This window comes from Nannocystis sp. RBIL2 (genome assembly GCF_026626745.1).
Lineage (GTDB): Bacteria > Myxococcota_A > Polyangia > Nannocystales > Nannocystaceae > Nannocystis.
Genome location: NZ_JAPNJW010000001.1, coordinates 1,427,719 through 1,443,788, shown reverse-complemented (window position 1 = coordinate 1,443,788; position 16,070 = coordinate 1,427,719). Strand labels below are relative to the sequence as shown.

At 70.8% G+C, this 16,070-nt stretch carries 13 protein-coding genes; 10 read left to right on the top strand and 3 right to left on the bottom strand.

The genetic code is table 11. The features are described from left to right. Window positions 1-566: 566 nt before the first annotated feature. The gene (locus OV090_RS05670) at window positions 567-2,015 is read right to left on the bottom strand and encodes an NAD(P)/FAD-dependent oxidoreductase (RefSeq protein WP_267702449.1); all 1,449 of its coding nucleotides are present in this window, start codon (window positions 2,013-2,015) and stop codon (window positions 567-569) included. 106 nt (window positions 2,016-2,121) lie between these two features. Here OV090_RS05670 and OV090_RS05665 point away from each other — a divergent pair, with 106 nt between their 5' ends. The 5 genes from OV090_RS05665 to OV090_RS05645 all read left to right on the top strand — a co-directional run bounded on the left by OV090_RS05665 (window position 2,122) and on the right by OV090_RS05645 (window position 7,554). Further along, complete coding sequence (locus OV090_RS05665; protein ID WP_267702448.1) at window positions 2,122-2,415, top strand: DUF4404 family protein; 294 nt, start codon at window positions 2,122-2,124, stop codon at window positions 2,413-2,415. 168 nt (window positions 2,416-2,583) lie between these two features. After that, complete coding sequence (locus OV090_RS05660) at window positions 2,584-3,156, top strand: hypothetical protein (RefSeq protein WP_267702447.1); 573 nt, start codon at window positions 2,584-2,586, stop codon at window positions 3,154-3,156. Window positions 3,157-3,171: 15 nt separating this feature from the next. Then, window positions 3,172-5,271 carry a peptidylprolyl isomerase gene (locus OV090_RS05655; protein WP_267702446.1) on the top strand — a complete coding sequence of 700 codons (2,100 nt, stop codon included), beginning with the start codon at window positions 3,172-3,174 and terminating at the stop codon, window positions 5,269-5,271. 114 nt (window positions 5,272-5,385) lie between these two features. Next, window positions 5,386-5,880, top strand: a complete 495-nt coding sequence (locus tag OV090_RS05650; protein ID WP_267702445.1) for a hypothetical protein — start codon at window positions 5,386-5,388, stop codon at window positions 5,878-5,880. A 174-nt stretch (window positions 5,881-6,054) separates the two neighbouring features. Then, a complete protein-coding gene (locus OV090_RS05645; protein WP_267702444.1) occupies window positions 6,055-7,554 on the top strand; it encodes a transglutaminase domain-containing protein in 1,500 nt (499 codons plus the stop codon). A 130-nt stretch (window positions 7,555-7,684) separates the two neighbouring features. Here the strand turns inward: OV090_RS05645 and OV090_RS05640 are convergent, their stop codons facing one another. Beyond that, a complete protein-coding gene (locus tag OV090_RS05640) occupies window positions 7,685-9,238 on the bottom strand; it encodes a hypothetical protein (RefSeq protein ID WP_267702443.1) in 1,554 nt (517 codons plus the stop codon). Window positions 9,239-9,453: 215 nt separating this feature from the next. Here OV090_RS05640 and OV090_RS05635 point away from each other — a divergent pair, with 215 nt between their 5' ends. The 3 genes from OV090_RS05635 (at window position 9,454) to OV090_RS05625 (ending at window position 12,531) form a co-directional block, all read left to right on the top strand. Then, complete coding sequence (locus tag OV090_RS05635; RefSeq protein ID WP_267701425.1) at window positions 9,454-9,777, top strand: transposase; 324 nt, start codon at window positions 9,454-9,456, stop codon at window positions 9,775-9,777. 83 nt (window positions 9,778-9,860) lie between these two features. Then, window positions 9,861-10,739 carry a DDE-type integrase/transposase/recombinase gene (locus tag OV090_RS50500; protein WP_267702442.1) on the top strand — a complete coding sequence of 293 codons (879 nt, stop codon included), beginning with the start codon at window positions 9,861-9,863 and terminating at the stop codon, window positions 10,737-10,739. A gap of 556 nt (window positions 10,740-11,295) precedes the next feature. Next, the gene (locus OV090_RS05625; protein ID WP_267702441.1) at window positions 11,296-12,531 is read left to right on the top strand and encodes a hypothetical protein; all 1,236 of its coding nucleotides are present in this window, start codon (window positions 11,296-11,298) and stop codon (window positions 12,529-12,531) included. Between the two features lie 63 nt (window positions 12,532-12,594). Here the strand turns inward: OV090_RS05625 and OV090_RS05620 are convergent, their stop codons facing one another. Continuing rightward, on the bottom strand, window positions 12,595-13,110 hold the full coding sequence (locus OV090_RS05620) for a gluconokinase (protein WP_346660351.1): 516 nt from the start codon (window positions 13,108-13,110) through the stop codon (window positions 12,595-12,597). Between the two features lie 270 nt (window positions 13,111-13,380). Between OV090_RS05620 and OV090_RS05615 the strand changes: the two genes are divergently transcribed. Both OV090_RS05615 and OV090_RS05610 read left to right on the top strand, forming a co-directional pair. After that, a complete protein-coding gene (locus OV090_RS05615) occupies window positions 13,381-14,145 on the top strand; it encodes a glucose 1-dehydrogenase (RefSeq protein WP_267702440.1) in 765 nt (254 codons plus the stop codon). A 4-nt stretch (window positions 14,146-14,149) separates the two neighbouring features. Then, window positions 14,150-15,982 carry a glycoside hydrolase family 15 protein gene (locus tag OV090_RS05610; RefSeq protein WP_267702439.1) on the top strand — a complete coding sequence of 611 codons (1,833 nt, stop codon included), beginning with the start codon at window positions 14,150-14,152 and terminating at the stop codon, window positions 15,980-15,982. Window positions 15,983-16,070 lie beyond the last annotated feature (88 nt).

The following is a 16,070-nucleotide window of genomic DNA, read 5'->3' as shown; positions in this document are numbered from 1 at the left end:
GCCCCCGCAAGCACGCGAGAAAGCCGGCGGAATCGCCGCGGCGAGGTGAGGAGGCGGTCGCGCGGAGACGGCGCTCCCTCGGATCGCCGCGGACATGTACTCGCCGTGCGTCGCGAGCACGACGCGCGCGAGCGAAGCGGGACAGCTGTCCGTGGCGCCGCACGAGCGCACCGCCCCTGCCTGGCGACGCCGCGAGCGGCCGAGCTCGGCATCACGATGCCGCAGTGCGAGTACTGCATCGGCGCGGCATGCAGAGGCGCAGACCGCGACGGCGATCGTGCGAGCGCGAAACGATCGGCGCGTCGCTCCGATGAGTCCCTCACGAACGCTTCGGCGCGCACGCGCCGCGATGCCTGCGTGGGCAGCAGCGTGGCGCGCAGCGCCCCGGGCACGACGAGCGCAGCGCGGCTCGCAGCGGGCACAGGCCACGAGGAGCGTCGCGGCTGTCCGCAGCGGCCCGGGCCGCGGGCACGTCCGCCACCACATGTATGAAGGGACATGCCTGAGCGGGCATGTCCCTCAAAGCATGTACCGGAGGACATGCCCGAACGGGCATGCCCGATTGCTCAGCCCATCGCCGCGATCTCGTCGGCCGCGCGCTGGCCGGACTCGATCGCGCCCTGCATCCAGCCGGCCCACACGGACGTGTGCTCGCCGGCGAACACCACCCGACCCTCGGGATTGCGGGCGGCGGCGACGATCCACCACTGGTCCGGCAGGGTGTCGGTCCACGCGCCCTTGGACCACGGGTCGTCGGACCAGCAGAAGTGGAAGAAGACCACCTTCTCGTCGCGGATCTCGGGGAAGAACTTCTCGACCTCGGAGAGGCAGAACTCCTCGCGCTCCTCGGGGGCGACCGCGCAGTAGGCGTCGGCGTTGTGGTTCTGCGTGTACGACTGGATCACGCCCATGGTGGTCCCGGCGGGCTGGACGTCGCTGAGGTTCCAGATCCGCTCGGCCGGGCCGTCGGTCTTGGCGATCTTGAGGCCGCCGATGCCCTCTTTCTCCCAGAAGCGCGTGCGCGTCTGGATGTAGCCGCGGCCGGCGTTCATCAGGAACAGCTCCTTGATCGCCTTCGTCTTGTCGGCCGAGAACTCGGGCTCGATGGCGACGTCGCGCAGGGTGGTGAAGGGGATGGCACACACCAGGTAGTCGGCGGACAGCGAGGTCTCGCCGTCGGGCCCGACGAACGTTACCGTCACGCCGGCGTCGTCGTGCGCGATCTTGGTGACCTTGCTGCTCAGCAGGATGTTGTCGAGCCCGACCTCCTCGGCCAGCCGCTTCGGCAGCTGATCGTTGCCGCCGCGGATGTGATAGGTGGCGAGCCACGCCTGGTCGGCCACCTCGGCGCCCATCCACGCCAGGGTGCCGATGGTGCTGATCTCGGAGCCGTTGTCGGCGCCGTACAGCTTCAGGTAGGTCTCGCTGGTCCCGCGCATGCGCAGGAAGTCGGCGTAGACCATGCCGTCGTACTTCTCGACGATGCCCGGCTTGGGGAAGCCGTTCATGCGCGGGTCGCCGAACTCGGTGAAGGTGGCGTAGACCTCGCGGGTCCAGTAGTCGCCGAGGCTCAGCTCGAGCTCGTCGTCGTTGAGGCCGTCGAGCGGCCACGGCTCGCCCGCGACGTGCATGAACCGCTTGCCGTCGATGTAGTAGAGCGGCTCGCCGTCCTTGTACTCGTCGAGCTCGAGGCCCAGCATCTCGCAGTAGTCGAGGGTGCGCTCGTGGACGTCGGGGATCCGCACCGCGCCGATCTCGGCGAACTGGCCCTGCTCGAGGCCCTCGCGCAGGGTCCACACGCGGCCGCCGACGCGGTCGCGCCCCTCGATCACGGTGACCTCGTAGCCGAGCTGCTGTAGCTCCCAGGCCGCAGAGAGGCCGGCGAGACCCGCTCCGAGCACGAGCACGCGCTTTTCGGCGGCGGCGGCTTGACCGCAGGCGGGGAGGGCATGGGCCGCGCCGGCCCAGACGAAGAGGCCGGCGAGACGCCGACGACTGATCCTTGGCTGCTGCATCGAGCGGGGACTGTACGCCCGTCACCCCGCCGCTGGAAGCCGCGCCGCAGGGGCCGCCGGGGTCGGGCCCGCTTGTCAGGCGGCCAAGATCCTCTATGGTCCCCCTGTGAGCCACACGGACCAACTGCGCCACACGCTTACACATTTGCATCATGAACTCGAGTCGGTGTCGACCGCCGATCCCGAGGTGCGTGGGATGTTGACGCAGACGCTGCGCGAGATCGCCGACCGCCTCTCGGCGCGGGGCGGCGAGGTGGCGACGCAGCCGACCACGGCGATCGCCGACGTCGAGACGGTCGATCTGCTGCGCGCGTCGGCCCGGCAATTCGAGGCCGACCACCCGCAGGTCGCGACCGCGATCGAGAGCGTCGTCGATGCGCTCTCGCGCATGGGGATCTGAGGTCTACTGTACCTGGCGCAAAGGACATGCTCCAGAGGACAGCTCGTCTTCGGCGGGCCTGGTGGGCCCCCGGACCGTGCAGTAAGGTGACGGTTCGACTCGCCTACCAGGAGCTCGTTAAAAATGCGCCATGACTCGACTTCACTGCTTGCGACCGCCAGTCTGTCCTTGATCCTGCTCGCCCTGCCGGGCTGCAACGGCAAGGAAGAGGCGACGGGGACCGAGACCGGCACGGGGACCGAGACCGGCACGGGGACCGAGACCGGCACCGGGACCGAGACCACCACCACGAGCACGACGACGACCACGACGGACACCACTGACGGCACTGTCAGCGAAACCGGGGTGACCGTCGCGCCGACGACGACCGAGCCGGGGACGACGACCACCACCACGACCGGCGAGCCGCTGACCAGCACCACCGAGCCGGGGACGACGACCACGACGACGACGGACACCACCGCCGGGACGACCGCCGACACGACGACCACCACCGGCGAGCCCGACGTGTGCGCCCCGGCCCCGAACGACGACGAGTGCACGACCTGCCTCAAGGACGGTTGCTGCGACGAGCAGGTGGCCTGCGCCGGCGACGAGGACTGCGCGTGCTTCTTCGACTGCATCGCCACCAACGACCCGCAGCAGTGCGGCCAGACGTGCATGATCAACCCGATGCAGAACCCGCAGATCCTCGCCCTGTTCACCTGCGCCCAGCAGAGCTGCGCCCAGCAGTGCCTGTGACCTGACCTTTCGGCCATGGAAGTGCCGCGCCCCGTCCGCGTCCTCGCTGCCTCTCTGTCGCTGCTGCTCGCGTGCGGGCGGCCGTCGACGCCGCCGGGTGGCGAGGACGATCCGGGCCTCTCGATCGCGCGCGCCGAGGCGCGACGCGAGGCCGGCTCGGCCGCGCTGGTCGAGCTCACCGCTCCGCCCAAGCCGTCCTCCGCGGCGATCCGCGGCCTCGGGCGGGTCGGCGACGCGGTCGCTCTGGCGCGGCTCGGCGAGCTGCTGGCGAGCCCCGACGAGGCCGTGCGCGTGGCGGCGATGCAGGCGCTCGACGTCGCCGGCGCGCTCGGGTCCGAGGTCGCGGGCTTCGAGGACGCGCTGTGGCAGCGCTGGCCGCAGGCGTCGCCGCGCGAGCGGCTGGCGATCGTGGCTGCCACGCGGCGCCTCGGCGGTCCGGCTGCGAGCGCGCGTCTGGCCGCGGCGCTGGGGGCCGGCGAGGCGATGGAGGTGCGCGAGGCGGCGGCGATCGTGCTGGGGATCCTCGGCCGCCGCGAGCTGCCGCTCTCCGACGCGGCGCGCGACGGTCTGGTGGTGCTGGCGGGCGAGAGCGAGCCGCGGCTCGTTTACGCGGCGGTGTACGGGCTGGCGTACGCCCACGCGGCCGGCCACGACGCCGGCGAGGCGGCGCTGCTGAGCGCGACCGCGGCGGCCGACCCCGACGCGCGGGCGCTGGCGCTGAAGGGCCTGGCCCGCCGCAAGCCGCCGGAGGCGCTGGCGGCGATGCGCGCCGGCCTCGGCGATTCCGATCCGTGGGTGCGGGTGGCGGCGGTGCGCGGCCTCGGCGAGCTGGGCGACGCGGCCGCGACCGCGGCGCTGTGGGACTGGCTGCGCGCCGAGCTCGCGGGTGACATTGTCGATGGGACAGGTCCCGGACACCCTGTCCTCGAGGCCATGTCCGTTCTGACAGCCGGCAAGAGCGTCCCGGCGGGGGCCGCAGAGGTCCACGCGCGCGCCGAGGCCCGGCTGGCGGCGGCCGGGCCGGAGGCGCGGCGGGTGTGGGCGCGGCTGTGCTGCGGCCTGGCGGCGCTGGCGGCCCGGACCGGCGAGTGGCGGCCGCCGCTGCGCTGCGCCGAGGCGGCCGGGGCGGCGGGGGAGATCGAGCGGCTGTCCTTCGAGACAGGTCTTCTCGGCCAGGGCACGGGCGGCCCGGCGGAGGCGCGGGCGACCCGGCTGACGGCGCTGGCCGGCCACGCCGACGCGCCCGTGCGGGCGGCCGCGCTGGCAGCGGCGGCCCGCCTGTGGTCGGAGGTCGACGTCGGCGGCCTGATCGCGGCTGGCCTTCGGGACAGCTCACCCGCGGTCGCCGGCACCGCGGCGGAGGCGGTGCAGGGGCGCTTCGCCGGCGACGGGCCGCCCGAGCCGGCGCCGGCGATCGTCGATGCGCTGCTCGAGCGGGCCGCGGCCGACCGCGACGCCGAGCTGTTCGCAGGCATGGCCGGCGCGCTGGCGGAGGTCGGCGGGGCGCGCGGGCTGCAGGTCTGTCGCGCCGCTCTCGGCGACGCCAATCCGAGCGTGCGCGCGGCGGCCCGCGCCTGCGTGAAGGCGGCCAGCGGCGAAGATCCCGGCGTCACCGGGCCCGCCGCGCCGGCCCCCATGCCGCCGCACGACCCGCAGACCGTGCTCGGGCGCGAACTGCTGTGGCGGCTGCACACCGAGCGCGGCCGTATCGACGTCGCGCTGGCCCCGACGGCCGCGCCGTGGCACGTGGCCGCGATCGTCGCGTTGACGCAGCGCGGCTTCTACGACGGCCTGACGTTCCATCGCGTCGTCCCCGGCTACGTGGTCCAGGGCGGCGACCCCGGCGGCACCGGCTGGGGCGGCCCCGGTTTCACCCTGCCCTCGGAGCCAGGCGAGGCTCCATTCGCGCGGGGCGCCGTGGGCATCGCCGACGCCGGCAAGGACACCGGCGGCAGTCAATTCTTCATCATGCACGCCCGCGCCCCGCACCTCGACGGCCGCTACACCCACGTCGGCGAGGTCCGCGACGGCCTGCCCGCAGCGCTCGCGCTGGTGGTCGGCGACCGCATTCTCCGGGCCGAGGTCGTGATCGCGCCGGCATCACCTGGTCGATGAGACAGGTCATGCGAGCGCCGCGCGAGCAATCGTTGCGTCCGGCGACCCGATCGTTCGCACGCGTTGCGGTTGCCCGGTCGAAGCGCCGGCGTATGACTCCTCGGGAGGTGCACCATGGTGCCCTGTGTTCAGACCGTTCTCAGCAGCAGCGTCGCCGTCGCCGCGATCGTGGCGATGGCTGCGTGTACGCCCGAGGAGGACCCGAATCCTTACGTCGAAGTCGACACGCCGATCGCCAGCGACAACGGGCAGTTCTCGATCTCTCTCCGCGCCGCCGAGGGGCGCGCGTGGCCGCGGTACGTCGGGCCGACCGCGCTCGCGGCCAACATCGAGGTCGGGCCCGATCCGCCGCACCCCAGCCCGGAGTTCAACGGCGCCGTGCTGAAGCCGCCGCTCACCCTGACCCTCGGGGAGCCCTGGAACGTGCTCGACGAGGCCATCACCGACCTGACCGCCAGGACCTGGCCCGTCACGCCCGACGGCTTCAAGTGGATGGTCGCGGTCGACTTCACCACGCCCGGTGACTGGGTGTTCCCGCTGACCGTCCGCGACGCGCTGGGTCGCAAGGACCGCGCCGAGATCGTGTTCCACATCGAGCCGAAGCCGTAGCGCGCCCGTGCGGGGCTCGGCGGCTTCGGGCGTGACGCGAGGAAGGTGCGAGATGCCAGGTGAGCGCTCGCGCCCCGCGTCGGCAGCCCCGGCGGGCCCGACCACGGCGCGCCGGGTCCGCCCGTGCTAGGCTGGCCCAGGATGACGCGTGCGCGGCTGAGCTGGCTCGGAACGTTGTTATTCTGGACATTTCGTGCGATCTGGGCGGCCGTGGTGGTGGTGGCGCCGGCCCTCGGGGTGTGGGTGGCGTCGTCGCTGGCGGCCTACCGCAACGGGCCGGTGTGGCTGGTGTGCGCGGCGGGGCTGCTGCTGTTCCCGATCGTACCTGTCGCTTGGGACATGTTGTCCGAGCTGCTGCGGCGGCGCCGGGCCCACCGGCGCGACCGGCGGGTGCTGACGACGTGGGACCGCATCGTGCTGCGCACGCTCCTGGTCAACCTGGCGGTCCTGACGGCGCTGCTGTGGTCGCGGCCCGAGGCGGTGTTCACGGCGATCTCGACGCGCGGCGACTGGTTCCTCGAGGGCGCCGAGCACCCGCTGGCCGACCGCGCCCGCGCCGGCCTGCTGCAGGCGGCCGATGGGCTGCAGTGGCTGTACGAGGCGGCCCACGACAATCAGTACGCGGAGCTGATCGAGACGAAGCCCGCAGAGGCCCCGACGCCGCAGCCGGTGCCCGCAGACGACGCGTGGAGCGACCCGTGGCAGCGGCCGCCGCAGCCGTCGCCCGCGCCCGAGCCGGGCACCGAGCCCGCGCCGACGCCGTCGCCCGCGCCCGCGAACGAGCCGCAAGCCGCGATCGGAGCGGCCTGGCCGTCGCCCGCCGAGATCCACCCGGCGGTGCTGGCGATGTCCGACGAGGCGCGCAGCAGCATCGACGCCGTCGGCCGGCACCTGGCCGCGAGCGAGCCCGATCCGGCGCGCCGGATCAAGGCGATCCACGACTTCGTCGCCACCCACCTCGCCTACGACGCGGCGTCGTACCTCAACCGCGACGTCTACCCCGACCAGCGCGCCGAGGCGGTGTTCGCCTCGCGCCTGGCCGTCTGCGCCGGCTACGCCAACCTGATGCGGGCGATCGCTGCGGTCACCGGCGACGAGGTCGTGGTCGTCGTCGGCGACGCGCGCGGCCTGTCGCGCGAGGTCGAGGGCGAGTCGCACGCGTGGAACGCCGCCCGCGTCGACGGCCGCTGGTACCTCATCGACGCCACCTGGGACTCCGGCCACCTCAAGGACGGCGCGTTCGTCCGCGAGTACCGCACCGACTACCTGTTCGTGCCGCCGGCGCTGATCGGGGTCACGCACTTCCCCGAGGAGCCGGCCTGGCAGCTGCGCGAGCAGCCGCTCACCCGCGGCGAGTTCGCCCGCCAGCCGATGATGCGGCCCAAGTTCTTCGCCGACGGCCTGCAGCTGGTCGAGCCGCGCCGCTCGCAGGTCACCGTCGCCGGCGAGTTCGCAATGAGCCTCGACAACCCGCGCGGCCGCAACCTGATCGTCAAGGCTGTCCCCGAGGACAGCTCGCCCGCGGTCGAGTGCGAGCTGACCGGCACCCGCGCGGTCTCGGTGTCGTGCGGGCCGCTGCAGAAGGGCACCTACGCGGTCCGGATCTACACCTCGCCGACCCTCTACGGGACGTACCAGGGCGTGGGCGAGCTGCAGGTCCACGCGTCGGGGTAGCGGGCGCGACCGCGACGTTCGAAGCGCCCTGGAGCGAGCCGCGCGGGCGCGCGGGGCATGATATGTCTTCAGAGACATATCATGATTGCGCGTGCTCACGAGCTCGCCGGCCGATCGGTCAATCGCGCTGTTACATGAGGCACTCTTCGGGCGCCTTGGTGGCGATCGGGCGCGAGCGCGCGAGGGAGCCGAAGCGGTCCCCGGCCTCGGTCACCTGGACGTCGATGTCGCCCTGTTCCCATTGCTCGCCCGCGAGGAGCGTGGGGGCGGTGGAGCTGTCGAGGTACAGCACCTGCACGACGCCCTCTGACTCGTTCCCGATGGTGAGCTCAGAGGGGACGGTGAGGGCGAGGTCCGTGGCGCCGTCACCGTCGAAGTTGCCGCACGCTAGGGACGTTCCGAACCAATCACCGGCCTCCGGGGTGTTGGGGACCAGCGAAGTGTTTTGGTCCCACATTTGGTTGTCCGTGTCGGTCAAGCCGCTGGACGAGCCACGAATCACATGCACCACTCCCTCTCCGGAGTTCTCGTGAGGGACCCCTACGACCAGATCGGTGAAGGCATCGCGGTCAGCGCGGAGTGTCGCCAGAGTATACCCGAACTGATCGCCGGCCTCGCCCAAACCTTGCATGCTCTCCCAGTCCTGACTGATGTACTGATAGGCCGGAGAGGTGGTTTGCAGGCCGGTGCTCGCGGTGCCGTAGAGCACGGCGACCGCGCCCTTGTCGCTGCTGGCCCCGGGAACGCCGACCGCGAGGTCCTGGCATTCGCGCCCGCCAGAGCTGTCGTGATTGAAGTTACCGGCGGCCAACGACCACCCGAAGCTCTCCAGGGAGACGATGCCCGCCGGGTTGGTGAAAGAATCTACGCCTACGCTGGACAGTCCGGTGCTCGAGCCGTAGCGGACGTCGACGCGTCCGAAGCTCTGCAGAGAGGTCGAGATGCTGTAAGCCCAGTAGCCGACCGCCAGGTCTTCGTAGCCGTCGCAGTTGAAGTCGCCGGTCTCGAGGGGCAGGCGGAACCCCTGACCGGTTTCGGTGAGGAAGTGGTGGGCGCCGGGACCGTTCAGGCCGCTGAGCCCGCCGCTGCCGCCGTAGACGAGCATCACGCGCGACCTCGTCTCCTCGGGGGCGTCGTAAACGAGGGCGAGATCGTCGTAGCCGTCGCCGTTGAAATCCCCGGCGACGATCGTGCTGTGGCCGAATCTGCTGTCTGCCGGATCTCCGGGGATACCGCTGCTGGCGAGCGTGAGGACATGATCGTTGTTGGTGGCGAGGCCGATGAGGGAGCCGTAGAACACGTGGATCGCGCCTGCCAAGAGCTCCGATCCGACGTCCTGTCCGCCAACCCCGACGACAAGATCGTCGAAGCAATCGCCGTTGAAATCACCCCAAGCCAGAGTTACCCCGAGATCATCCCCCTCTTCGGAGGCGCCCTCGACGCCCGCCAGATCTTGCCAGATGGACGTGGCTCGATTGCTCGGGTCGTCGAGTCCCATGGCGCTGCCATAGAGCACGTTGACGAGGCCAGCTTCCGAGAGGCCGCTGATGACCTGCCCGGGCGAGCCGATGGCGAGATCCTCGAAGCCGTCCCGATCGAAGTCGGGACCCCGGGCGTGCGCGAGCGAAGGGACGAGATACGTTGCGAGAGCGAGGCAGGTTGTGGATGAAAAGATACGACGCATTGTTCAGGTTGCTCTGATTTGCAGAGTACTCAACGGGATGGAGGTGAACAAGGCGGCGAGGGGATGTATCGTGTGACTTTAGAGAGCGTTCAAGATCGTACACGCGAGCGATACATGGCTCGTACTCTCGCCGGTATTCGCTTCCGGCTGTTTTGGCTCAGCTGGAGTGGGACACGCCCCGGCCTGGTAGAAGGAGCCGGGGGCAAGGATTGCCCATGAGCAAGAAGACACGTCGTCACCACACCCCTGACCAGAAAATCAACCTGCTGCGTCGACACCACCTCGAGAAGGTGCCGGTGTCGGAGGTCTGCGAGGGCGCCGAGCTGCAGCCGAGCGTCTTCTACGGCTGGCAGCGCCACCTGTTCGAGCACGGCGCCGCGGCGTTCGGGGAATCTCGCAAGCGCGTCGAGACTAGCCGGGAGCAGGAGCTGCTCGCGGAGAACGAGCGGCTCAGGGCTCGTCTGGCCCGCAAGGACGAGGTGATCGCCGAGGTGACCGAGGAGCTGGTCCGGACAAAAAAATCTGTTGGGGAGCCCTGACGGACCGCTGGGTTCCCCACGACGAGCGCGACCAGGTCGTCGACTTTGTGCACAGGCTGTCCGAAAAGACAGAGGTGCCGCTCGTGAAGTTCGTGGAGTGGCTGGGCATCGCCCGCGCCAAGTTCTACGAGTGGCGCCGGCGATACGGCAAGCTCAACGAGCACAATGGCAAGACCCCGCGCGACCACTGGATCGAGCCGTGGGAGCGTCAGGCGATCGTCGACTACTTCGACACGCACCCGCTCGAGGGCTATCGCCGTCTGACGTTCATGATGCTCGACGAGGACGTGGTCGCCGTCAGCCCCGCGACCACCTACCGCGTTCTGCGAGCCGCCGGGCGCCTCGATCGCCATCGTCCCAAGCCGAGCAAGAAGGGCACCGGCTTCGTCCAGCCCCTCGGACCGCACATGCACTGGCACATCGACATCGCCGTGATCACCATCGCCCGCGTCTACTACTACCTGTGCTCCGTCCTCGACGGCTACAGTCGATACGTCGTGCACTGGGAGTTCCTCGATCGGATGACCGAGGCCGACATCGAACTCATCCTGCAGCGTGCCCTCGAGGCCCACCCCGGCGCTCAGCCGCGAGTCATCTCCGACAACGGCTCGCAGTTCATCGCCGGCGACTTCCGCCGCTTCATCGACCTCGCCGGCCTGACCCACGTCCGCACCTCCGTGAACTATCCCCAGGCCAACGGCAAGATCGAGCGCTACCACCGAACCCTCGACAAGGACACCATCCACGCCGTCACGCCCGACGGCGCCCACGCCACCATCGCCGCGCGCATCGCTCACTACAACCACCACCGGCTTCACAGCGCGATCGGCTACGTCAGCCCGCGCGACAAACTCCTCGGCCACGAAGCCCAGATCTGGGCCGACCGCGATCGCAAGCTCGAGGAAGCCCGCGAGCTCCGACGCAAGCGCCGAGAAGTGGACCACCTCGGCGCTGCCGCGTAACTTCTCTCGACCCTCCACTTCACCCTCAGCGTCTCCGTTCGTCAACCCTCCATCTGTCCCGTTCACGCTGAGCCAATACACGGCGGAATAGGACGAGCGTAGCTCGCTCCCGCAAGAGCGGCCGGAAAATCGGGAAGCCGTCGTGTCCCTCGCACTCCGTTCGCCGCAAGTTGGGAGGGGGGCATCGGGGGTCATGCGATTCGCGTGGCAGCCATCTCGAGGCTCGAATGGATCGAAGAGACGTAGGACATGTCCGGAGCTCGGCGAAGCCGGCCTCGCGCTCGCCGCTCCGTGCCGCGCGGACGTGGGCCTGGCCGATCGTTATCATCTTCGCACGGCCCGCCGTCACGGTTCCCCGAGAGAGTGGCCGCTGCTGCTCGCGGCGCCGTTGCGGAGGGTGACCGTTCGGGCATGTTCCAAGAAACATGTCTTGCATGTGCGGGCGAGACCGCCGGACGAATCCGAGCAGCCCGCGCTCGGGCATGGCGAGGTCCGGTATCCGGTATTCACGGCGGGGGCTGGTGCCCCGCACGGGTCGTCGGTATCGTGCGGGGATATGAGTGACACCGAGGAGCAGCTGGAGCGCTGGCGCGAGTGGGCACGGCAGTGGGCTTCGTGGTCGGGGCCGCCGCTGCCCGGGCACGTGCCGATGACCGACGATCTGCTGCGGCAGCTGATCGCCTCGCGCGTGCAGGAGGCCGCGGCGGCGACCGGCGACAGCAAGCCGGCGGCTGGCGGCAGCAAGCCCGCGACTGCGGCCGCGGCGGCGACCGTGACGGGGACGCCCGAGGAGCACCGGGCGCGGCTCGACGCGGACCCGCTCGCGTACGACAGCTTTCACGCTCTGTTCTCGCACTACCGCGGCCAGGACCAGCTCGACGCGGCCTTCTGTGTGGCGCGGGCGCTCGTGTTCCTCAAGCAGGCGAACGCCGACGAGGCGCAGCTCGACCGGCAGTTGCACCGGCCCGAATTTCGCCAGGTGCGCCAGCCGCTGAGCGAGGACATGCTGCGGCGCAAGGTGTTCCACTCGGCTGAGACCATCGGGGTCACCGCCGTGTTCGGGATGGCCGCACCGGCCGCCGCGGCGCAGTGGGCCAAGCCCCTGCCGTCTTTCGTGAAGTCGCGCGGCCGCCTCGACCTCGCCGGCGATCGCTCGCCGGTGGCGCGCATGGTCAAGTACGTCCAGGAGGTGCTGAACGTCGGAGAGCCGGACGTCTACCTCATGGACGATGGCGCGGGCGTGTCGGTGTTCAACTCGCAGCGCGACGGTCGCGTTCACCCGGCGCTGTTCGTCGGCCGCGAGGCGGCGGTCGGCGACGACCTGCGGCCGCTGGCGTTCGCGCTCGGCCGCGCCATGACCGAGCTCTATCTGCCGCACTACATGTTCGTCTGCGTCGACCGCTCCTTGCCCAACCTCAAGGCGGTGCTGCGCGCCTGTCGGGTCATGGCCAGGCTCGACGTCGGCGCCCCGCCCGACATCGAGGCCCTCGCGCGCGAGCTGCGGGCGAAGCTGCCGAGCCGTCAGCCCGACCAGCTCCGCGACCTGTTCGCGCGCATCGAAGCCGAGGGCTTGCCGCTCGACGCCGAGCAGTGGGCCCGGAGCGCCGAGATCACCGCGCACCGCATCGGTCTCATCCTCGCCGACGACCTCGGCGTGGCCGCGCAGCACATCCGAGGGGAGCGCGAGGGCTTCTCGTTCCTCACGGCGCGCGACATGATCCAGGAGCTGGTGCGCTTCAGCATCAGCGAGGACTACTTCGCGGTCCGCAAGAGCCTCGGGCTCGCGGGGTGACCGCCTGCGTTTTCGGACATGCTCGATGGAGCATGTCCTTGAATGCATGCTTTTAAAAGCATGTCATGACGGACAGGGGAGGCCCGCGAGGATGTCGGCGACGACCGCCTCGACGGGCTGGGCAGCGTCGACTGTGACGGCGTCGTCGGGCGGCTCGAGCGTCGCCAGCTGGCTGTCCAGCAGGTCAGCTTTAAAAAAGTGGTGGCGGCGGGCGAGCAGGCGGGCGCGGGCCACGTCCGGGTCGATCTGCAGGTACACGAACACGACCCGGGTCGGATCGCGGCGCAGCATGGCGCGGTGGACCGCGCGCAGCGCGGAGCAGGCGAGCACCACGTCGCCCTCGTGCTGCAGCCAGCCGTCGATCTCGGTCGCCAGGGTGTGCAGCCACGGGGCGCGGTCGGCGTCGTCGAGCGGGGTGCCGGCCGCCATCTTGGCCCGGTTGGCGGGCGTGTGAAATTCGTCGGCGTCGATGAAGCGGGCGCCGAGCGCGGCGGCGAGGCGCAGGCCGATGGTGGTCTTGCCGGCCCCGGACACGCCCATGACGACGATCACCACGCGGTGAGCGAAGCGCACTCGCACGGCCGCGTCAACTCGGGCGCGTGGCGATCGGGGCTCACGGCGACCGATCGCGGTCGCGTCAACTCCGCGGACCGCGAGCCTCGCCCGTGTGGCGGGGGCGAGGGCGCTTCGAGGGCCGCCCGCGCGGCGAAGACGGGCCTTTCGCCGTGCCCCGCGGGCGCGCGTGCGTCACACATGGGCGATGCGCACGAGCGAGGACGCACCGCACGAGGCCCGCCGTCGGCGAGCGTCGTCCGTCGGCAGCGCCGCGCCGTCGCGTCGGGAGGTCGCATGCGACTGAAAGGAAAGACGGCCCTGGTCACGGGCTCGAGTCGCGGCATCGGCCGTGAGATCGCCCTCCGCTTCGCGCGCGAGGGCGCCGACGTCGCCGTCAACTACAACGGCAGCGCCGAGGCGGCCGAGGCGGTCGCAGCCGCGATCCGGGCCGAGGGTCGGTGCGCGGTGGTGGTGCAGGCCGACGTCGGCCGCACCGGGGAGTGCGAGAAGCTGGTGGCCGAGGCGTGGCAGGCGCTGGGGCCCCTCGACATCCTCGTCAACAACGCGGGGATGGAGATCCGCGCGCCGTTCGTCGAGGTCACCGAGGCCGACTTCGACAAGGTCCTCGATACCAACCTCAAGGGCACGTTCTTCACCACGCAGGCGGTGGTGCGCCGCTGGCTGAAGGGCGAGCGGGCGGGGCGGATCGTCAACATCAGCTCGGTGCACGAGGAGCTGTCGTTCCCCGGCCACGCGACCTACTGCGCGGCCAAGGGGGCGATCCGGATGCTCACGCGCGACCTCGCGGCCGAGCTCGGTGGCCACGGGATCACGATCAACGCGATCGCGCCGGGCGCGATCGCTACCGACATCAACCGCGACGTCACGGAGGACCCGCGGGCCCGCGCCGGGCTTCTGGCGCGGATCCCGTTGAAGCGGATCGGGACGCCGGCGGACGTCGCCGGCATCGCGGTGCTGCTGGCGTCGGACGACGCGGCGTACGTGACCGGCTCGACGTACTTCGTCGACGGCGGCATGACCTGGTTCCACGAGGAGTGAGGCGATGGGGTACCTGCCGATCCACGACCACGGGATCATCGGCAACATGCGGACGATCGCGCTGGTCGGCACCGACGGCGCGATCGACTGGTTCTGCCACCCGCGCTTCGACTCGCCGAGCGTGTTCGCGTCGCTGCTCGACGACGAGAAGGGCGGCGAGTTCCGGATCTGCGCGGAAGACCAGGCGGCGCCGAGCAAGCAGTTCTACTGGCCCGACACCAACATCCTGGTCACGCGGTTCTTCTGCGCCAACGGGGTGGTGGAGATCGAGGACTTCATGCCGGTCGGGGACAACATCGACCACGGCTGGCACCACCAGATCGTGCGGCGCGTGCGGGCGGTCCGCGGCGAGGTGTGGTTGCACGCCGACTGCCGCCCGGCCTTCGATTACGCGCGCGCGCCTCACGAGGTGGAGCTCGTCCGGCACGGGGCGGTGTTCCGCGCGCCGGGAGTGACGATGTCGCTGTCGGCCAGCGTGCCGCTGACGGTCGCCGAGCGCGGCGGGGTGCACGCCCGCTTCCGCCTGCGCCAGGGCGAGCAGGCGGTGTTCGTGTTCCGCGGCGGGGCCGAGCACGACTGCCCGCGCAGCCCCGATTCCGACGAGGCGGAGACCCTGTTCCGCTGGACCGTGGCGTACTGGCGGCGCTGGCTGTCGCGCTGCTCGTACCGCGGTCGCTGGCGCGAGACGGTCCACCGCTCGGCGCTGACGCTGAAGCTGCTGACCTACGAGCCGACCGGGGCGATCGTCGCGGCGCCGACGCTCGGCCTGCCCGAAGAGCCAGGTGGGGTGCGCAACTGGGACTATCGCTATACGTGGATGCGCGACGCCGCGTTCACGCTGTACGGGTTCTTGCGCATCGGCTTCACCCAGGAGGCCGACGCGTTCATGGGCTGGCTCGACCGCCGCTACCACGAGCCGCCGGGCGAGGACGGGGCGCCGCTGCGGCTGCTCTACACCGTCGAGGGCGCGACCTGCATCGAGGAGTTCGAGCTGCCGCACCTGGCCGGCTACAAGGGCGCAAAGCCGGTGCGGGTCGGCAACGCCGCGCACAGCCAGTTCCAGCTCGACATCTACGGCGAGCTGCTCGACGCGGTGTACCTGTCGAACAAGCACAGCCGCCCGGTCTCGTACGACGCGTGGATGCACCTGCGCCGGATCGTCGACTACGTCAGCGAGAGCTGGCACCTGCCCGACCACGGGATCTGGGAGCCGCGCACCGGGATGCGCCACAACGTCAACTCGAAGGTGATGTGCTGGGTCGCGCTCGACCGGGCGCTGCGCCTGGCCGAAAAGCGCTCGTTCCCGGCCCCGCGCGAGCAGTGGTACCGCGCCCGCGACGACATCTACGAGGCCATCTTCCGCCGCGGCTGGAGCGACGAGGAGCAGTCGTTCGTGGCCGCGTTCGACGATCGCTCGCTCGACGCGTCGGCGCTGCTGATGCCGCTGGTGTTCTTCCTCGGGCCCGACGACCCGCGCATGCTGAAGACGCTGAAGGCGATCCGCCGCCCGCCGAACCAGGGCGGCCTGGTGTCCGACGGCCTGGTCTATCGCTACCACCCGGAGCAGCTGCCCGACGGCCTGCCCGGCCGCGAGGGCAGCTTCAACATGTGCTCGTTCTGGCTGGTCGAGGCGCTGACCCGGGCCGGCCGCGTCGACCCGGCGCTGCTGGAAGAGTCCCGCCTGCTATTCGAACGCATGATCGGCTACGGCAACCACCTCGGCCTCTACTCGGAGGAGACCGGCGAGCACGGCGAGGCGCTCGGCAACTTCCCGCAGGCGTTCACGCATCTGTCGCTGATCAGCGCGGCCTTCAACCTCGAGCGCGCGCTCGGGTGAGCGCACACCGGCGGCCTCGCGCGGCGGCGCGAGGTCGCTGCGCGAGCCCCGTTCGTCCGTCCGGGGTCGGGCGTGCTATGACCGTCGA

Bases quoted from the DNA above. Each gene is read 5' to 3' on its own strand.
- OV090_RS05625 (WP_267702441.1), top strand. From the start codon at position 11,296: ATGAGTGACACCGAGGAGCAGCTGGAGCGCTGGCGCGAGTGGGCACGG.
- OV090_RS05635 (WP_267701425.1), top strand. From the start codon at position 9,454: ATGAGCAAGAAGACACGTCGTCACCACACCCCTGACCAGAAAATCAAC.
- OV090_RS05615 (WP_267702440.1), top strand. From the start codon at position 13,381: ATGCGACTGAAAGGAAAGACGGCCCTGGTCACGGGCTCGAGTCGCGGC.
- OV090_RS05610 (WP_267702439.1), top strand. From the start codon at position 14,150: ATGGGGTACCTGCCGATCCACGACCACGGGATCATCGGCAACATGCGG.
- OV090_RS05655 (WP_267702446.1), top strand. From the start codon at position 3,172: ATGGAAGTGCCGCGCCCCGTCCGCGTCCTCGCTGCCTCTCTGTCGCTG.
- OV090_RS05670 (WP_267702449.1), bottom strand. From the start codon at position 2,015: ATGCAGCAGCCAAGGATCAGTCGTCGGCGTCTCGCCGGCCTCTTCGTC.
- OV090_RS05650 (WP_267702445.1), top strand. From the start codon at position 5,386: ATGGTGCCCTGTGTTCAGACCGTTCTCAGCAGCAGCGTCGCCGTCGCC.
- OV090_RS05640 (WP_267702443.1), bottom strand. From the start codon at position 9,238: ATGCGTCGTATCTTTTCATCCACAACCTGCCTCGCTCTCGCAACGTAT.